This window comes from Rhizobacter sp. P2_H3 (assembly GCF_056403355.1).
This window is the reverse complement of sequence record NZ_JBFUFQ010000113.1, coordinates 1-18,086: the sequence shown is the minus strand read 5'-3', so window position 1 is coordinate 18,086 and position 18,086 is coordinate 1. Positions and strand designations below refer to the sequence as shown.

Genomic DNA, 18,086 nt, shown 5'->3' with positions numbered 1-18,086 from the left:
GATCAGCGCCGAGCCGCGCGGCGGGCGGCTCTACGTCTTCATGCCGCCGGCGACCGCGCTGGAGGATTGCCTGGAGCTGGTCGCCGCGGTCGAGGACACCGCGCTCGAGATGAAGCTGCCGGTGATCCTCGAAGGCTACGAGCCGCCGAAGGACCCGCGCCTGTCGACGCTGCGCGTCACGCCCGACCCCGGCGTGATCGAGGTCAACATCCACCCGGCGCACAGCTGGGGCGAGCTGGTCGAGCAGACCACGCACCTGTACCAGGCGGCGCACGAGACGCGGCTGTCGACCGAGAAGTTCATGGTGGACGGCCGGCACACCGGCACCGGCGGCGGCAACCACTTCGTGCTGGGCGGCGCCACCGTGGCCGATTCGCCGTTCCTGCGCCGGCCCGACCTGCTGGCCAGCATGGTCGGCTACTGGCACAACCACCCGGCGCTGAGCTACCTGTTCTCGGGGCTGTTCATCGGCCCGACCAGCCAGGCGCCGCGTGTCGACGAGGCACGCAACGATTCGGTCTACGAGATCGAGATCGCGTTCGCCGAGCTGCAACGAATCGCGGCGCAAGGCAGCGGCTACACGCCGCCGTGGCTGGTCGACCGGCTGATGCGCAACCTGCTGATCGACGTGACCGGCAACACGCACCGCGCCGAGTTCTGCATCGACAAGCTGTACTCGCCCGACGGCCCGACCGGCCGGCTCGGGCTGCTGGAGATGCGTGCGTTCGAGATGCCGCCGCATGCGCGCATGAGCCTGACGCAGCAGTTGCTGATGCGCGCGCTGGTGTCGCGCTTCTGGCAGCGCCCGTACCAGCCGCCGCGCCTGAAGCGCTGGGGCACCGAGCTGCACGACCGCTTCATGCTGCCGCATTTCATCTGGCAGGACCTGTGCGACGTGCTCGAGGAGCTGAACCAGTTCGGCTATGCGTTCAAGCCGGAGTGGTTCGCGCCGCACCTGAACTTCCGTTTCCCGCGGCTGGGCGATTTCAATGCGATGGGCACCGAGGTGGAGCTGCGGCTGGCGCTGGAGCCGTGGCATGTGATGGGCGAGGAGGGCGCGCCGGGCGGCACGGTGCGCTTCGTCGATTCGTCGGTCGAGCGCTTGCAGGTGCGGGCCACCGGGCTGGTCGGCGACCGCCATGTGCTGACCTGCAACGGCCGCGCGATCCCGATGCAGCCGACCGGCAAGGTCGGCGAGTTCGTCGGTGCGGTGCGCTACCGGGCCTGGAACCCGCCGTCGGCGCTGCACCCGAGCATTCCTGTGCATGCGCCGCTGACGATCGACCTGGTCGACAGCTGGATGAGCCGCTCGCTGGGCGGCTGCCAGTACCACGTGGCGCACCCGGGCGGGCGCAACTACGACACCGCGCCGGTCAATGCGTACGAGGCCGAGGCGCGGCGGCTGGCGCGCTTCTTCCGCGTCGGCCACACGCCGGGGGTGATGGTGCTGCCGAAGGACGAGCGCAACCCGAACTTCCCGTTCACGCTGGATTTGCGGAGGGCGTCTTTGTAGTTCGTTCGTTCGTTCGCGTATCGACGCGGAAGGCGCGAGCGGGGAGTCTGGGGCTCGCCGTCGCGCCGGTCTTCGCCCCCGGGGGGGCGAAGACTCCCCTGCGCTGACTGGTTTCATGGCCCGTCGCCCAAACTCCCGCCACTCACTTCGTTCGTTGTGGTCAAACAGTGGGCGACAGTCAGTTCACGAAGCGTGCTGACGCACGCGGGCCATGAAACCAGCCAGCTCCGGCGCCACTCCCTTATTGGCGCTCCCCAGACTCCCCGCTCGCGCCTTCTGCCACCGCCCTGCCTTTGGGGAGATGACAAGCGAACAAATGAGGGTTGATCCCGCGTTGGCGCCCCGTGGGGGCAGGAGCGCGCAGCCACTGGGGGGGGCGGTTCCATGACAAACTGGCGACTGGTTTGAAGTCGACACATGCTCAGAACATTGCTTGAGGGATACGCCGTCCACGAGGGTCGCTACGACGAGTTGCTCGCGGCGCCCGGCGCGCCACGCCCCCACTGGGAAGCTTTCCTGGAGACCCTGGCCCAGCGCCAGGGGCCCGACATCGGCGACACCTTGTCGCTGATGGAACGCGAGATCCGCGAGAACGGGATCACCTACAACGTCTATGCCGACCCGCAGGGCGCCGACCGCCCCTGGGAGGTCGATCCGCTGCCGCTGCTGATCTCGCCCGCCGAATGGGACGAGATCGAGGCCGGCATCGCGCAGCGCGCCGAGCTGCTGAACCGCGTGCTGACCGACATCTACGGCCCGCAGGAGCTGCTGCGCAACGGCAGCGTGCCGCCGTCGGTGGTGTTCGGCCACAGCGGCTACCTGCACCAGGTGCAGGGCATCCGCCCGGCCGGCGGCGTGCACCTGTTCCAGTACGCCGCCGACCTGGCGCGCTCGCCCGACGGCCGCTGGTGGGTCGTCGACGACCGCACCCAGGCCCCGTCGGGCGCCGGCTATGCGCTGGAGAACCGCCTCGTCGTCTCTCGCGTGTTCCCGCAGATGTTCCGCGACCTGCACGTGCAGCACCTGGCGGCGTTCTTCTCGAACCTGCGCGAATCGCTGCTGCGCCTGGCCCCCAAGGGCGACGGTCCGCCGCTGATCGGCCTGCTGACGCCGGGGCCCTACAACGAGACCTACTTCGAGCATGCGCTGCTCGCGCGCTACCTCGGTTTCTCGCTCGTCGAGGGCAGCGACCTGACGGTGCGCGACGGCTGCGTCTGGATGAAGACGGTCGACGGCCTGAAGCGCGTGCATGCGCTGCTGCGCCGCCAGGACGACGCCTACTGCGATCCGCTCGAGCTGCGCTCCGACTCGGCGCTCGGCGTGGCCGGCCTCACCGACTGCGCGCGCCGCGGCACCGTGCTGCTCGCGAATGCGCTCGGCTCCGGCGTGCTCGAATCCGGCGCGCTGCTCGGCTACCTGCCGCAGCTCAGCGAGCAGCTGCTCGGCGAGCCGCTGCTGCTGCCCTCGGTCGCCACCTGGTGGCTGGGCGAACCGGCGGCCTTCGAAGACGCCTGGAAGCGCATCGACCACCTGATCATCAAGCCTCTCGACCGTTCGGCCAACGAGCCGGCGGTGTTCGGCGCCGACCTCTCCGACGACGAACGCCTGCTGCTGCGCGCCCGCGTGGCGGCACGCCCGCAGCGCTACGTGGCGCAGGAATGGGTGCACGTGTCGCAGGCGCCGGTGCTTGAGCGCGAGCCGCGCGGCACCGGGCGCCATGGCGAGCACCTGAGCGCGCGCACCGTCGGGCTGCGCGTGTTCGCGGTCGCGACGCCGAACGGCTACCGCGTGATGCCGGGCGGCCTGACCCGCGTGGCCGGCGACGAGGACGACCGCGTCATCGGCATGCAGCGCGGCGGGCGCTCGAAGGACACCTGGGTGCTGTCCGACCGGCCGGTCAACGCGTCGTTCTCGCTGCTCACGCGCACCGTGACGCCGCCCGACCTGGTGACGACCAAGGGCAACGTGCCGTCGCGCACCGCCGAGAACCTGTTCTGGTTCGGCCGCTACGGCGAGCGCTGCGATGCGTCGGCGCGGCTGCTGCGCGTCGCGGTGGCCGGGGTGCTGGGCAATGTCGATGCGCGCGCCGACGACCCGGAAGACGGCCTGACGCCGACGCTCGCGCTGGCCAGGCGCATGGGCCTGATCGATTCGCTCGACAACGTCGGCACCGAGCTGCTGCGCGCCGCGACGCACCCGGAAGAGGGCCTGAGCGTGCGGCTGCGACAACTGCTGCGCGTCGCATTCAGCCTGCGCGACCGCATGTCGGCCGACAACTGGCGCACGCTGAACCAGCTGATCGCCGACCCGGTGTTCCAGCGCGGCGGCTCGCTCGCGCTGGCGCTGGCCTGGCTGGACCGCGCGGTCACGTCGATGATGACGCTGTCGGGCTTCGTGCTCGACGGCATGACGCGCAGCACCTCGTGGCGCTTCCTGTCGATCGGGCGGCGCATCGAGCGGCTGTCGAACCTGTGCCTGACGCTGAAGGTCGCCACGCGCGAGGGCCGCAGCAGCGGGCTCGACTGGCTGCTGGAGCTGGCCGACTCCACCGTCACCTACCGCTCGCGCTACCTGGTGGCGCCGGAGTGGCTGCCGGTGCTCGACCTGCTGCTGCGCGACGACACCAACCCGCGCTCGGTGGCCTTCCAGGTGAAGGGGCTGGTGGAGTACGTCGACAAGCTCGAACGCACGCACGGCCGCTTCGCGAGCGATGTGCTCGGCCCGGCGCAGGCCGCGCTGCTGGCGCTCGGCGCGCACGACCTGCACCCCGAGAGCGAGGCGCTGGCCGCGGTGATCGACCAGCTGCAGCGCGCCGCCTACACGGTGTCGGACGAGCTGACGCTGAAGTTCTTCTCGCACGCGGCCTCGCGCAGCGTGCTGTCATTGGTGGCCTGATGCCAGCCGCGCGCTACACCGTCGAGCACGAGACGCGCTACGCGTATGCGGCGCCGGTCTCGCAGTCGTGGCAGCTGGCCCGGCTGGCGCCGCGCGAGCTGCCGTGGCAGAAGCTGCTGTCGCATGCGCTGCAGATCGACCCGCCGCCCGACGAGCGCCACGAGGCGCCCGACAGCTTCGGCAACGCGGTCACGCATTTCGGGCTGCATGGCGCGCACCGCCTGCTGCGGGTGCGCATGGCCTGTACGGTCGAGGTCGGCACGCGGCCGGTGTGGGCGTCGGCCGCGCAGCCCTGGGAATCGGTGCGCGATGCGGTGCGCAACACGCCGACGCTCGGTGCGCTGGAGCCGGCCCGCATGTGCGAGCCGACGGTGCTGGTGCCGCTGTCCGAGGGCGCACGCCTGTATGCGCGCAAGGCGCTCGCGCCGGGGCGCGACTGGTTCGAGGCCCTTGCCGCGCTGACGCAGGCGATCCACGATGACTTCGAATTCGAGGCCGGGGCGACCACCGTCAGCACCTCGGTCGACGAGGTGCTGTACCAGCGGCGCGGCGTCTGCCAGGACTTCGCCCACCTGATGATCGCCTGCCTGCGCGGGCACGGGCTGCCGGCGCGCTACGTGTCGGGCTACCTGCTGACCGATCCGCCGCCGGGGCAGCCGCGGCTGCTGGGCGTCGATGCGTCGCACGCCTGGGTGGCCGCGTACTCGCCGGCGCACGGCTGGGTGGAGTTCGATCCCACCAACAACCAGCTGGCCGACGAGCGCTACATCACGCTCGCCTGGGGCGCCGACTTCGCCGACGTGGTGCCGCTGCGCGGCGTGATCCTCGGGGGCGGCGAGCAGCAGCTGGATGTGTCGGTGAGCGTGATGCCGGTCTGAAGGCGGCCTGATGCCGGGTTGGGTGTAGTTCATCTGTACAGCGAACGAACTGGCCGGCACCGCCACTCAGCGTGCAGTGCCCCTGGATGTCCTCGGTGAGCCGGAGTGAGTCGAGAGGGGGGCCGTTTGAGCTTGAGGAGACTTGCTCATGTACGGCGCAGCCTTTCTTCATCCGCACGGTAGGCCGTATTGCGTGTCACTTCGCAAGAACGGGGCCGATCTCCCGATCGCTCGTGCGATCGAAGATCCGGCAGAGCGTGCCAAGGAGGCCGTGGCCCAGCTGAAGGCACTGGTCGAAGACAAGATCCAGTCCAAGGTCGACAAGCTGGCGAAAGAGCTGCTGCGCAAGGGGCTGGTGACCCTGGACAAGCACGGCGACTACCAGCCGGGAGTGCGACCTTCCTGTGCGCCCCGCTATGCACGTGTGCGGAAACTGCCGGCCAAGGCACGGCGGCGGGCCGAGTTCGCGATCCGGCGCGGCCTGGATCGTCCGCGCACCGAGGGCAGCAAGGCCTTCAGGAGCGGCGGCGATGCCGGGACGCTGGTGCCGACCGTGACGGGTTCCTCGGCATTTTTGTGGGCGGACTGCGCGCTGTTCCGCACCGGATTGAATGCCGCGACCGCATCGACCGGCCCCGGCTTCGAGCCTCCTGCAGGGGGGCTGCAGGCGCTGGGGATCGCAGGCGGCGTGGCGGCCGGCTGCTCGTTGCTCGACGGCCTGGACATGTTCAACATGTTCCTCGACACGGTTGACGAGCAGGACCGCTGGAAGGTCGAGGTGGTCGTCTTTTATCGGCACTTCAAGGCATACCTTGCCAACCGTGCGGCGAAGGAGCACTCGAGCTCGGAAGAGGTTCACAACCCTGCGGAGGAGAAGCTCTCGAGCCCGGAAGAAGTTTGCGGCTTCCTCCGCTGCCGGACGGCACTCTCTCGATGCAAGCTGTTCGACAAGGCGGCGCGCCAGGCGTGGAGGCGCTGCTGCGCCGCCACGCTGCGAGACACCGGCTTGACGACCGTCAGCACGTCGCTGGGCGTCGTCGGCATGGGCATGAAGATCGCGTCGGGCGCCAACCTCGCGTCGCTGGGCCTGAGCGGGGCCGGCATGGGGCTGGGGGCGGCGGCTCCGCCCCTCTCGTTGGCGTCCGCCGGCATCGATGTCGTGGTCGGACGCCAGGAGATCAGCTTTCGCAAGAAGGAGTACCGCCGCTGCAAGGCCCACTGCGGGCATCTCCAGCAGCAGATCGACAGCCTGAAGGACACCTCCGCAGCGCAGCGAAGCGCCGACCGCGACCTGCTCATCCAGGTGTTGAACGGCGCGCTGAAGCGTCAGCGGCGTCTGATGAAGCAAGCCCGCTACGAGATGCGTTGCGGGCGCGCGCGGTTGGCCAAGGGCGTTGCCAATGCGGCCGTGGCAGCTCCGCTGGCGACCGGCGCGCTCGTCACCGCGTTCGTCGCGACGAACGCGGTGGTATGGCCTGTCGGTGTGGCCGCCACGGTCGTGGGCGGGGCCGTCAGCGCGGCGTATCTGGGAAGCTATGTCGGGAAGGCGGCGACGCGGGAGGCCATGCGCGCCCGTCTGCGCCGCGAGCAGTACGATGCCACGCTGCTGGCTGCCACCACCTCGGCCGCGGACCGGGCCGGTCTGCGCGCGGAAATGAAAGAAGAGGGGAAGGAGAGGCCGCTGCTGTCGGTGGCGAGGACTTCGGGCTACTGGACCGGCGGCCGGGATGGCTTTGCCGGCAGGACCATCCACACCGTCAATCCCGACACCCAGGCGGTCGCCGCGTTGGATGAATTCGCCGGGCTGCTGGCACGCCGACCCGCCGGGGGCCATCCGGACGTGCTTGAGCCCCACATCAAGGCGGTGGTGGCTGTTGCCAATATCGACGAGGCGCTGTTCGACGACATTGAGAGGATGATCCGCGCACGCTCCGACAAGCTGCGCAAACGGGGCGTGCATCCGCGCGACATCGAGTGGCAGGAGCTGATGGATCGCCGCCGGGAGTACGGCGCTGTCTTCGGGCTGCCTGAGGCACTGCCCAAGCTGGCACCGGGGGCGCTGCTGCCGAGCTTCCATGCAGCCTGCTGGATCGCGCGCCTCGGCAAGAGCTCGAACCCCGACGCCGGCAAGTTCGTGAGGCTCCTCGAGCGTCATCTGAAGGGAGAGCAGATCGACCTGCATGCGATGAACGAATGGCTGGACCACAACGGCCACCTCGCTGCATCGTCAGCCTTGACGAACGATGAGATGTGGGCTGCAGCGGCCCGCCTGTTCCGCAGCGTGCCGCCGGCGCTGTTCATCGATCAGGCGAAGTCGTTGCTGAAGGCGGTCGCCAAGGAAACCGGCGACCGCAAGGGGTTCGCGTGGCAGCAGGGCAGCGCGGTGCACCGCGACCTGAAGGCGTTCTGCCAGTTTGCCCAGACGCAGTGGGAACCGGGCGCGCGGGCGATCCGGCACATCTGCAGCCATCCCGACGACGCGGCGGCTGCCACCCGCCTGCGCACGCCTCGTGAACTGTCGGCCGCACTCAAGATGCTGGCACCTGGCCATCCGCTGCCGGAGTCCGTGGCGACGGATGCCCAGCGGGCGACGCTCCATACCGCGCTGCGCGAGGAATGGGCGCGTCGATTCGCCGTCGGGGCCTGCGATGAGTCTGGCCGCGCGCCTGACGCGCTGGCCGCGCATCCTTCGATCCGCAATGAGTTCCCGGGCGGCGTCTGGTGGCGAAACGCGGCAGGAGATTGCTACTGCGATCTGGGCCGCCAGCGGGTCGCGATCATCCGGGCCGGCGCGTTGGCGAGGTGGATCGCGCGGGGTGACTGGGACCGGCCGCTGCCGGTGCGGGTCGAAAGCGATGCGCCGGCGGCGGCGGTGCGTTGGCTGCTCCGAAAGGATCCGGCCGGTGCGGATACGCGTTTCATCGAGGATGTCCGAGGTGCCCGAACGTTGCTGGAGATCGAACAGGCCTTCGAACGTTCGCGGCGCCCGGGAGACAGCGTGCTGCGCTCCCGCTTGATCGTGCCCGACGAGGGCGTCACGGGCGACCTCGCAAGCCCCTCGATCCACCGCGTGGTGGTAGCGGGGCCCTCGATGCGGTCGTCCTGTCCGTTGGATCTGCTCGAGAAGTTGGAGGGGTCCGAAGCCAAGCCATGGCGATTCAGGCCGAGTGGCGGGCGAACGAACAAGGCCTACCTGGACAAGCGCTACAAAAGCGTGGAGGCGGCCCTGCAGGCGTACGGCGCCGCACACCTGCAAGAAGACGTTCGCGTCGTTTACCTCGAGAATCCGGCCTGACCGCGCGGCCTTCTACAATCCGGGCCCCACTCCCGCTGTGCCCATGTTCAAGAACGCGCTCCTCTACCGCATCGACCAATGGAACCCGCCGCCCCTCGAAGAGGTGGAAGAACGCCTGGCCGGCAGCCGCTTCACCGCCTGCGGCGCCACGCAGCCCGAATCCGCCGGCTGGCTGCAGCCGCGCGGTGACAAGGAGGGCGCGCTGATCGAGAACGTCGGCGGCCAGCTGGTGCTGCGCCTGGGCGTCGAGCGCAAGGCGGTGCCCTCGTCGGTGATCAAGGCCGAACTCGAGGCCCGGCTCGACCGGATCGAGGCCGAGACCGGCCGCCGCCCGAAGGGCAAGATCGCCAAGGAGCTGAAGGAAGAGATCGTGCAGGACCTGCTGCCGCGCGCCTTCCCGAAGCGCTCCGCCACGCTGGTGTGGATCGACGTTCGCGCCGGCTTCGTCGTGATCGACGCGGCCAGCACGGCCAAGGCCGACCGCGTCGTCACGATGCTGGTCGAGCTGCTCGGCGGCGGCATCCGGCTGAGCCTCGCGCAAAGCGCGATCTCGCCCGCCACCGCGATGGCCGAATGGCTGACCAGCAAGGAAGCGCCGGCCGGCTTCACGGTCGACCGCGAATGCGAGCTGAAGCAGCCCGACAGCGAGAAGGCCACCGTCAAGTACGCACGCCACACGCTCGACATCGACGAGGTCGGCCAGCACATCGTGCAGGGCAAGCTGCCCACGTCGCTCGCGATGACCTGGTCGTCGCGCGTGTCCTTCGTGCTGAGCGATGCGATGACGATCAAGAAGCTCAAGCTGCTCGACGTGGTGCTCGAAGGCACGTCCACCGCCACCAAGGACGAAGACCACTTCGACGCCGATGTCGCGCTGGTCACCGGCGAGCTGAAGCAGCTGATCCCCGCGCTGATCGAGGCGCTGGGCGGCGAGCTGCAGCGCGATGCCGTCACCGGCGCGGCGGCGGCCGGGCCCTCGGCACAGCCCGCAGCGCCTGCCGACCCGAGCGCGCAGCCGCTGGCGGCCTGAGGGTCCGGGCCGGTCCGGCGTGAGCCGGATCAGTGCTTGCAGCGCTCCGCGTAGTTCGTCTCCGAGCGCTGCAGGTCGGCACGCTCGCCGTCGTTCATCGTCGCCGTCTGCCGGCGCCTGGCCGCGAGGATGCGCAGCAGCTCGTTGCACTGCTCGCTCGCGATGCGCGTCTGCTGCTGCTGTTGCTGGGCCGCCGTCTGCACCGAGCGCTTCGCATCGCGCTCGTTGCGCCTGTCCTCGGCCAGCCGCTGGCGCGCCGCCGCGTCGTCGTCGGCGCATTTCTGGCGGTACTCCTCGTGCAAGCCGCTGATCACGTCGCCGCGCACGCCGCGCGCCGGGCCGGTGCGGATCGCCTCGGCGATGTCGGCGCAGGCCGAACTCAGGTAGCTGACGTGCTCGGCCGTCTTCGGCGGCCGCTGCACGTACGTCGAGGACGGCTGCTGGTACGTGTTGTTGTTGCTCTGCGGGCCGATGGTGCCGAACGACGAGGCGGCACCGGTGGTGCACGGCCGGTCGGACACGTAGGTCGAATTGCCCGACTTGCAGCGGTACAGCGATTGCGCCGAGGCGGTGGGTGCCGCGGCCAGCGCTGCGATGGTGGCGCAGATGGCGATGGCGGCACCCAGCACGCCCTGAGTCGATCTCTTCACGTTTCACCCCTCCTGTTGTTCTTGGGTGGGGTGGGATTCTGCTGCGTCCGCGCCGGCCGTCCATCCCTCAGGAGGGTGGACGGCGCAAGGTATTCACGATTTGCGCCTGCATCGCATCGACCGCCGCATGGCCCGCGCTGGCCGGGCTGCGCAGCACCGCGACCTCCATGTCGGCCAGCGGCGGCAGCTGGTGGCGCGCGTCCAGGATCTGCAAGCCGGCCGGCACGCTGCAGCGCGTCAGCGCCGCCACCGCCAGCCCGCCCTCGACGGCCGCCAGCTGCCCGACCAGGCTCTCGCTGTGGGTCACGATCCGGTGCTGCCGCCGCTGCCCCGCCAGCGCCGCCAGCACCGCCTTGCGCGCCAGGCTGCCGGCCTCGTACATCGCGAGCGGCAGCGGCTCGCGCCGCCAGGCCTCGTGCTGCGCCGCACCGACCCACACCATCGGCTCGCGGAACAGCAGCGTGCCGCGCTGCGGCCGGTCGCGCGTGACGATCGCGACATCGATCTCGCCGCGCTGCACCTGCGGGATCAGCGCGGTGGATTGCGCGCAGGCCAGCGTGATCTCGACGCCACCATGGCGGCTCGCGAAGGTGCGCAGCACCGGCGCCAGGTAAGCCACCGCGTAGTCGTCAGGCACGCCCAGCCGCACATGGCCGCTGACGCGCGTGCCGCCGAGCGCGCCCAGCGCCTCGGCATGCAGCTCCAGCAGGCGGCGCGCGTAGCCGAGCAGCTCGTGGCCGGCCGGTGTCAGCGCCAGGTGGCGCGGGCCGCGCGTCAGCACCGGGCGGCCGACGGCGTCTTCCAGCTTGCGGATCTGCATGCTCAGTGCCGACTGCGAGCGGTGCACCTGCGGCGCGGCGGCCGTCAGCGAGCCGGCATCGACGACGGCGACGAAGGCACGCAGCCAGTCGAGCTGGAGGTCGGGGGTGGTCATGGCATGGGTCCGTGCAAGCAGCAGGAAATCGAATGGTAGCAAGCTGAACTATGCGCTTTACGGGATGAAGTCCGGCGCCGACGATCGCGTCATGAGCAGCCCTTTGCACACCCGTACCGCAACCTTCGCGCTGCCTGCTGCGTCACCGGCGGGGCAGGGCGCCTTGCTGATGACCGCCGGCGGCCTGCTGCTCGGCACGCTCGGCGTGTTCGTCGAAGAGGCCGGCCAGCATCCGCTGATGGCGGTGTGCTTCCGTTGCGCCTTCGGCGGGCTCGCGCTGCTCGCGTGGGCCGCCGCCACCGGCCGCCTGCGCGAGCTGCGGCTGTCGCCGAAAGCGCTGGCGGCTGCGCTCGCCTGCGGCGTGCTGATGGTGGCGAACTGGGCGCTGTTCTTCGCGGCGATCGAGCGCACGTCGATCGGCGTCGCGACCGTGGTGTTCCACGTGCAGCCGCTGTGGGTGATGGGTTTCGGCGCCTGGTGGCTGCGCGAGCGCATCGGCGCGCGCCGGTGGCTCGCGGCCGGCGTCGCGCTGCTCGGGCTCGCGCTGGCCACCGGGCTGGCGGAGCACGCGCAGGGCGAACCGTGGTCGACGCGCTACCTGGCCGGTCTCGCGATGTGCCTGGGCGGCTCGCTCAGCTACGCGGCGGTCACGCTGATCGCGAAGCGGGTGCAGGGCGCGTCGTCGCTGGCGCTCGCGGCGTGGCAGTGCGCGGTCGGCGTCGTGCTGACGGCCTGGTGGCCGCTGACGCAGGGCTGGCCCGCGCAGCCTGCCGCCTGGGCTTGGCTGGCCGGGCTCGGCGTGATCCACACCGGCCTGGCCTACGTGCTGCTGTATGCCGGCATGGCACGCCTGCCGACGGCCCGCATCGCGCTGCTGCAGTTCGTCTACCCGTTCGCCGCGGTGGGCGTGGACTGGCTGGTGTACGGGCGCAGCCTGAGCGCGCTGCAGTCGGCCGGGATGCTGCTGATGGGCGCGGCGCTGTGGAGCGCGCGACAGGAGTCCCGGATTGACATCCGGGCCACGAGTGTCGGTAGCCCGGATGTCAATCCGGGATCGTGTCAGAGCGACTGTGCCTCGAAGTAGCCGCGCACCGGCTGGTCTTCCGGCAGCACGTAGACCACCGCACGCGCCTGCCCGAGCACCGGCGCGACGACCTGCTCGTAGAACACCACCGGCACGACCACGCAGCCGAGCGAGATGCGGTTGTCGGCCGGCGAGGCTGACGCGAGCCGTTGCGCGCGCCGCTCGGCGGGCGCCGCCGGGCGCAGCCGGTGGATCGCGAGCGAGGCGGCGTAGTCGAGCCAGACGATGTCCTCGCCGTGCAGGTTGCGGCCGGGCTGCGATTCGAAGCGGCCGGCCGGCGTGGTGCGCTCGAACGGGCGCAGGCTGGACGGTGCGCGGTGCGCGATGTCGCCGATCGCGGTATCGCCGGGGGCCAGGCCCAGCAGGGCCGGGCTGCTGCCGATCAGCCGGCCGTCGGCCGCGTGGATGCGCAACTGCGCTGCCTTCTTGTCGACCACCGCGAACGGCTTGCCCTGGTTGTCGTGGTGGTCGAGGATCCAGCGCGTCGCGAGCCGGGCCTCGGGCGAGGCCTGCGAACTGTCCGATGACGTGTCGGATGTCGAAGCTGCCGCACAGGCCCACGTGCCCCATGCCCACAGACTGGCAAGAATTGCCGATCGCACTGCTTTACCTGCAAATCGCATGGGCGGGTCCTGGCTCGCTCGCGTGAAGATGGTGGATCGTAGGGAGACCGGTCTCGGGACGTGCGTCGAAAAGCGCGACAAAGTGGACGCAGTTCGATGCGCCATCAGGCCTGCAGGCGACGCTGCTGGCTATCCCACGGGCACGGGGATTGCCACGCGTCGGCATGAAGCCATCACCGGTGCTGGAGTGGGTGAACGCGGGCCTGTTGGGCGCGGCGACGATCGTGCTGAGCCTGATCGCGCAACCGCCGTCGCCGGTTCATCCGGAGCGGCTCGCGCACAACGCGCGACACGCGCTGCCGGTGTACGCGAAACGCACGCTGGATTTCGGTGCCGAGGCGGCGTCCGCCGAGGTGCGTCGCCTCGGCGACTGGGTCGCCAGTCGCGCCGACAACCGCGGGCTGCCGTTCGTGCTGATCGACAAGCCGCGCGCCCACGTGTTCGCGTTCGATGCGGCAGGCCGGCTGCTCGGTTCGGCACCGGCGCTGCTGGGCGCGGCGCGAGGCGACGATTCGGTGCCGGGCATCGGCGGGCGGCCGATCGCCGACATCAAGCCGTCCGAGCGCATCACGCCGGCCGGCCGCTTCATCGGCCGGCCCGGCCACAACGCCAACGGCGAGGACATCGTCTGGGTCGACTACGACGCCGCGGTGTCGATGCACCGCGTGCGCACCACCAACCCACGCGAGCGTCGCGCGCAGCGCCTCGCGTCACCGGGCGTCGACGACAACCGCATCAGCTACGGCTGCATCAACCTGCCGCCGGCGTTCTACGACGGCGTGATCAGTCCGATGTTCAGCCGCGGCCGCGCGATGGTGTACCTGGTGCCTGACCGCCGCACGCTGGCCGAGGTGTTCGGCATGCCCGACCCGCGGCCCGCCGCGCCAACCACCCAGCTGGCGCAGGCCGCCGTCCGCTGACCCCCTGGAATGAAATGAAACGAGGGCCCGGCAGAGCGAACCTGCCGGGCCCTCGAAGCCGACGTGGCGACGATCAGTTGCGATCGGCGCGCGGTGCCAGCGGATCGCTCGCGATCGTGCTGGACGAATCGCTGTTGTCCAGCGTCGTCCGGTTCTCCAGCGTCGCCGGCGGGTTGGCATTGTTCGAGTTGTTCGGGCTGACCTGCGTGTCCTGGGTGGTCGGCTGCGCCGTCATGTTCTGGTTGGTCGGCGTCGTGCTTTCCGTCGTCGTCGGGCCGTTCGGCTGGCTCTGGTCGGCGCTTGCCGAGCCCGGGGCGGCCGTGGTGCCCGATGTCGTCGACTGGGCCGAGGACAGCGATACGACGGCTGCCAGGGCGGCTGCAGACACGAGGGTCAGGGTGGTGGAGAGCTTTGTCATGGTGTGACTCCTTTGCAGGTGTTGGAAGAGGTGGCGCGCCGGCCCTGCCGGTCGCATCCCGCTCTTTTGGCCCGGAGACCCAAAGGTGCGGTACCGAAGGGTGGCAATCCGTGTGCCTTGCCGCCACATCGCGTGTCTGTCGGATCGACCGGGCACGCCGACTGCCTTGTCATCGCTAACATGCCTGGACGGTCGGGACGACGCGGGGCGAACAGTTCAACCGAAGGGAAGCGATGGCGTGGTGCGTGAGCTCGTGTGCGGCAAGGTGGACCTTGGGCGTGGGGGCGGTGCTCGTGCCCGCGTGCTGTGCGGCGCAGGCCGCCGAGCCGCAGGCTGCCGAGCCGCCGGCCGCGGCGGCCTCCGAACCGGAGGCGGACGACGGCCCCCCGCGGCCGAAGCCTCCCGAGTTCGAGAAGCCCCGCCCGGCCGAGGTGCCGGACGACGCGGCGCTGGTGGCCGCCGGCGCGCGCATCGGCGAGGTGCGCTTCCAGCGCCTGAACCTCTTCGACACGCGCCTGCCGGAAGAAGACAGGCTGCTGTTCCGCTGGGCCAACAAGCTGCACCTGCTGACGCGTGAATCGGTGGTCGCGTCGCACCTGCTGTTCAAGCCCGGCGAGCCGTACGACCCGCGGCTGCTGCGCGAGTCGGAGCGTATCCTGCGCCGCGAGTCGTACTTCCGCGATGCGCACATCCGGCCGGTCGCGCTGCACGACGGCATCGTCGACCTCGAGGTGGTGACGCAGGACGTGTGGACGCTGAACCCCGGCGTGTCGCTCGGCCGCTCGGGCGGCAAGAACAGCAGCGGCTTCAGCCTGGAGGACGCCAACCTGCTCGGCTTCGGCAAGGAGCTCGGCTTCTCGTTCAAGTCGGAGGTCGACCGCAGCAGCAAGACGCTGAGCTACCACGACAACCACGTGCTCGACAGCTGGTGGGACCTGCAGGCCCAGTACTCCAACAACAGCGACGGCCATGTGCACGCGCTGGCCGTCAAGCGGCCGTTCTATGCGCTCGACACCGCGTGGGGCGCCGGTTCGCAGGTGCGCGACGAGGAGCGGGTCGATTCCGTCTACGACCGCGGCGACGTGATCCGCCAGCTCGACGTGCGCGAGCGCACGATGTCGGTGTATGGCGGCTGGTCCGCCGGTCTGCAGGACGGCTGGGTGACGCGCTGGACCGCCGGCGTGGCGTACGACGAACACCGCGCGACGCTGGTCGTGCCGCCGAACGAGGCGCCGCCGCCCGGCACCGAACGCACGCTGGTGTACCCATGGATCGGCTTCGAGCTGATCCAGGACGCCTTCAGCGAGGTGCGCAACCAGGACCAGATCGGCAAGACCGAGGACGTGTCGCTCGGCTGGCACGTCACCGGCAAGCTGGGCGAATCGCTGCCGGGCCTCGGCGCGGATCGGCGCGCCACGGTGTTCTCGCTGGCCGCGACGGTGGGCCATGCGCTGACGCCGCGGCAGACGCTGCTGCTGTCCGGTTCGGCGCTCGGCCGCGTCGAGGACGGACAGCTGCAGAACTCGCTGTTCAAGGCGGAGGGCCGCTACTACCTGCGGCAATCGGCGCGCCGCAGCTTCTTCATGGACCTGTCGGCGCAGCGCGGCGTGCGGCTGGACGACGGCCAGCAGGTGCTGCTCGGCGGCGACAACGGGCTGCGCGGCTACCCGCTGCGCTACCAGAGCGGCGACGGCCGCTGGCTGTTCACGACCGAGCAGCGCGTGTTCACGAACTGGTACCCGTTCCGGCTCTTCAACGTCGGCGGCGCGGTGTTCTACGACATGGGCCGCACCTGGGGGCAGGGCGCGGTGCCGGACGCGTCGCACAAGCTGCTGAGGGACGTGGGCTTCGGGCTGCGCCTGGGCAACAGCCGCACCTCGCTCGGCAACGTGATCCACGTCGACGTCGCGTTCCCGCTGGACGGCGACCGCTCGATCAAGAAGGCGCAGTTCGTCGTCGAGGTCAAGGAGAGCTTCTAGGCCCTAGGGGCCGCTCGCCCACTGCCGCACGCGCTCGATCACCGTCGCCGCGTCCAGGCTCTTGTCGTACAGCCCGTCCGCGCCGTATTTCTGCGCGGTCGGCCGCAGCCCGGCCAAGTCCTGGTTGGTCAGCACCAGCGCCTTGCAGTCGTTGCCCTTCTCGCGCAGCGCCTTCAGCACGTTGAATCCGTTGCCGGGCGACAGCGCCACGTCCAGCGTCACGACGCCGGGGCGCAGGCGCTCGATCATCTCGATGGCCTCGTCCTCCGCCGCGGCGATGCCCACCACGTTGACGCCCGGGATGGCCAGCAGCAGCCTCTCCAGCCATTTCTGGATCAGCTCCGAGTCTTCGACGATGACGACGTTCAGCGGCATCCGGGCAGGGTAAGCCGGGCCGCGAAGCGTGTGAACCAGACGCCGTAGCGATCGGATGGAGGGCGATTGCCTACACGTCAGCCCGGGTCCGTCAGCCCGCGGGCCACGCAGTACTTCGTCAGTTCGGTGTTGTTCTTCCAGCCGGTCTTCTCCAGCATCCGTGCCCGGTAGGTGCCCACCGTCTTCACCGACAGCCCCATCAGCTGCGCGATCTCGGCCGGCGCCTTGCCGGCGGCGATCAGCTGCATCACCCGCAGCTCCTGGGCCGAGAGCTGCTCGTGCGGCTCGCCGGCGGCGGAGCGCCCGCCCAGCAGGTCGACCAGGTGGTCGGCGGCGGCCTCGGTCACGTAGCGGCGACCCTCGCCGATGCGCCGCAGCGCGGTCACCAGCTCGTCGCCGGCCCGGTCCTTCGGCAGGTAGCCGGCGACGCCCATCTTCAGCAGCCGCGCGGCATAGGCGGCTTCCACGTTGAAGCTCAGCACCAGGATCGGCACCGGCCCGGCCAGCTGCAGCATCCGGCTGACGCCTTCGGTGCCGGTGGTGTCGGGCAGCCCCATGTCGAGCACGATGAAGCGGGGCGAGAAGGCCAGGAACGTCTCGCAGGCCTGCGCGAGCGTCGTCGCCTCCTCGATCCGGGCGTCCGGCCAGGCGCCGAGGATCAGCTGGCGAACGCCCAGCCGCATGATCGGGTGGTCGTCGACGATCAGCACCTTCATGTCGTCCATGCTTCCTCCACGCGGGCCGGTTGCTGCAGCGGGATGCGGGCGACCACCTCCGACCCGCCGTCCGGCCCCGGCCCGAACTCGAACGCGCCGCCGACCATCGCGGCGCGTTCGCGCATGTTGCGCAGGCCGCTCGCGTCGGCGCGCACCGGCTGCGGGCCGATGCCGTTGTCGCTGATGCGCAGCACGTACAGGCCGCGGAACTCGCAGCCGGTGATCGAGACGCGCGTCGCCTGCGCATGCCGCAGCGCATTGGTCGTCGCCTCCTGGACGATGCGGAACAACTGGTTCGCGCGGTCGCTCTCCAGCTGCTCGTCGTCGTCGATCTCGGCCGTGACCTCCAGCTGCCCCGGCTGCGTCAGCCGCTCGGCGAAGTGCGACACCGCCGCCCCGAAGCCCAGGTCGTCGAGCAGCGGCGGGCGCAGCTCGGTCGCGATGCGCCGCGCGATGACGATCGATTCGTCGAGCATGCCGGTCAGCTGGGCCAGCTGGTCGCCCGGCAGCCCGGGGTGGTCGCGCGCGAGCTGCTGCACCACCAGCTTGGTGCCGGTGACGATCTGCCCGAACTGGTCGTGCACCTCGCGGGCCAGGCGCCGGCGCTCGGCCTCGATGCTGTCGTCCAGCTGCTTCGCGAACGACTGCAGCCGGTCGCGCGCCGAGCGGACTTCCTCGGTGCGGTCGTCGACCATGCTCTCGAGCATGTGGCTGAAGCGCCGCAGCGAATCCTCGGCGCGGTCGCGGCGGCGCTGCTCGTCGGCCAGCAGCCACAG

General features: G+C 70.4%; 15 protein-coding genes. 8 read left to right on the top strand and 7 right to left on the bottom strand.

Going from position 1 to position 18,086, the window contains the following annotated elements; all coding sequences use genetic code 11:
* From AC1D1T_RS19550 to AC1D1T_RS19530, 5 genes are all read left to right on the top strand, one after another.
* Positions 1-1,513 (top strand): transglutaminase family protein (locus AC1D1T_RS19550; RefSeq protein ID WP_477992336.1); only part of this gene is annotated, 1,513 nt, incomplete at its 5' end.
* A gap of 417 nt (positions 1,514-1,930) precedes the next feature.
* Positions 1,931-4,408, top strand: coding sequence for a circularly permuted type 2 ATP-grasp protein (locus AC1D1T_RS19545; RefSeq protein WP_047502111.1), 2,478 nt, complete (start codon positions 1,931-1,933; stop codon positions 4,406-4,408).
* Positions 4,408-5,286 carry a transglutaminase family protein gene (locus AC1D1T_RS19540; protein ID WP_465112123.1) on the top strand — a complete coding sequence of 293 codons (879 nt, stop codon included), beginning with the start codon at positions 4,408-4,410 and terminating at the stop codon, positions 5,284-5,286. The genes AC1D1T_RS19545 and AC1D1T_RS19540 overlap by 1 nt, the downstream gene beginning before the upstream one ends.
* 148 nt (positions 5,287-5,434) lie before the next feature.
* Positions 5,435-8,581, top strand: a complete 3,147-nt coding sequence (locus AC1D1T_RS19535) for a hypothetical protein (protein ID WP_477992335.1) — start codon at positions 5,435-5,437, stop codon at positions 8,579-8,581.
* A gap of 43 nt (positions 8,582-8,624) precedes the next feature.
* Positions 8,625-9,611, top strand: coding sequence for a recombination-associated protein RdgC (locus AC1D1T_RS19530; RefSeq protein ID WP_477827321.1), 987 nt, complete (start codon positions 8,625-8,627; stop codon positions 9,609-9,611).
* Between the two features lie 29 nt (positions 9,612-9,640).
* Here AC1D1T_RS19530 and AC1D1T_RS19525 read toward each other — a convergent pair whose 3' ends face one another.
* A complete protein-coding gene (locus AC1D1T_RS19525; protein ID WP_156154715.1) occupies positions 9,641-10,261 on the bottom strand; it encodes a hypothetical protein in 621 nt (206 codons plus the stop codon).
* A 67-nt stretch (positions 10,262-10,328) separates the two neighbouring features.
* Positions 10,329-11,195 (bottom strand): LysR family transcriptional regulator, encoded by an 867-nt coding sequence (locus AC1D1T_RS19520; RefSeq protein WP_047502123.1) that lies wholly within the window; start codon positions 11,193-11,195, stop codon positions 10,329-10,331.
* A gap of 91 nt (positions 11,196-11,286) precedes the next feature.
* On the opposite strand from AC1D1T_RS19520, the gene AC1D1T_RS19515 reads away from it, so the two are divergent.
* Positions 11,287-12,279 (top strand): DMT family transporter, encoded by a 993-nt coding sequence (locus AC1D1T_RS19515; RefSeq protein WP_477827323.1) that lies wholly within the window; start codon positions 11,287-11,289, stop codon positions 12,277-12,279.
* On the opposite strand, the gene AC1D1T_RS19510 is transcribed toward AC1D1T_RS19515, so the two are convergent.
* Positions 12,255-12,902: a hypothetical protein gene (locus tag AC1D1T_RS19510; RefSeq protein WP_477992334.1), complete on the bottom strand. Its 648-nt coding sequence runs from the start codon at positions 12,900-12,902 to the stop codon at positions 12,255-12,257. The two genes, AC1D1T_RS19515 and AC1D1T_RS19510, sit on opposite strands and share 25 nt — an antisense overlap.
* 164 nt (positions 12,903-13,066) lie before the next feature.
* On the opposite strand from AC1D1T_RS19510, the gene AC1D1T_RS19505 reads away from it, so the two are divergent.
* Positions 13,067-13,822, top strand: coding sequence for a hypothetical protein (locus tag AC1D1T_RS19505; protein ID WP_477825349.1), 756 nt, complete (start codon positions 13,067-13,069; stop codon positions 13,820-13,822).
* A 73-nt stretch (positions 13,823-13,895) separates the two neighbouring features.
* Here AC1D1T_RS19505 and AC1D1T_RS19500 read toward each other — a convergent pair whose 3' ends face one another.
* Positions 13,896-14,240 (bottom strand): hypothetical protein, encoded by a 345-nt coding sequence (locus AC1D1T_RS19500; protein WP_465112132.1) that lies wholly within the window; start codon positions 14,238-14,240, stop codon positions 13,896-13,898.
* Positions 14,241-14,518: 278 nt separating this feature from the next.
* On the opposite strand from AC1D1T_RS19500, the gene AC1D1T_RS19495 reads away from it, so the two are divergent.
* Positions 14,519-16,219, top strand: coding sequence for a BamA/TamA family outer membrane protein (locus tag AC1D1T_RS19495; protein WP_477825348.1), 1,701 nt, complete (start codon positions 14,519-14,521; stop codon positions 16,217-16,219).
* A 3-nt stretch (positions 16,220-16,222) separates the two neighbouring features.
* On the opposite strand, the gene AC1D1T_RS19490 is transcribed toward AC1D1T_RS19495, so the two are convergent.
* The 3 genes from AC1D1T_RS19490 to AC1D1T_RS19480 all read right to left on the bottom strand — a co-directional run.
* A complete protein-coding gene (locus AC1D1T_RS19490) occupies positions 16,223-16,594 on the bottom strand; it encodes a response regulator (protein ID WP_047502129.1) in 372 nt (123 codons plus the stop codon).
* Between the two features lie 77 nt (positions 16,595-16,671).
* Complete coding sequence (locus tag AC1D1T_RS19485; protein WP_197066791.1) at positions 16,672-17,319, bottom strand: response regulator; 648 nt, start codon at positions 17,317-17,319, stop codon at positions 16,672-16,674.
* A partial coding sequence (locus AC1D1T_RS19480) for a sensor histidine kinase (RefSeq protein ID WP_477992333.1) occupies positions 17,307-18,086 on the bottom strand: 780 nt, incomplete at its 5' end. The genes AC1D1T_RS19485 and AC1D1T_RS19480, both read right to left, overlap by 13 nt.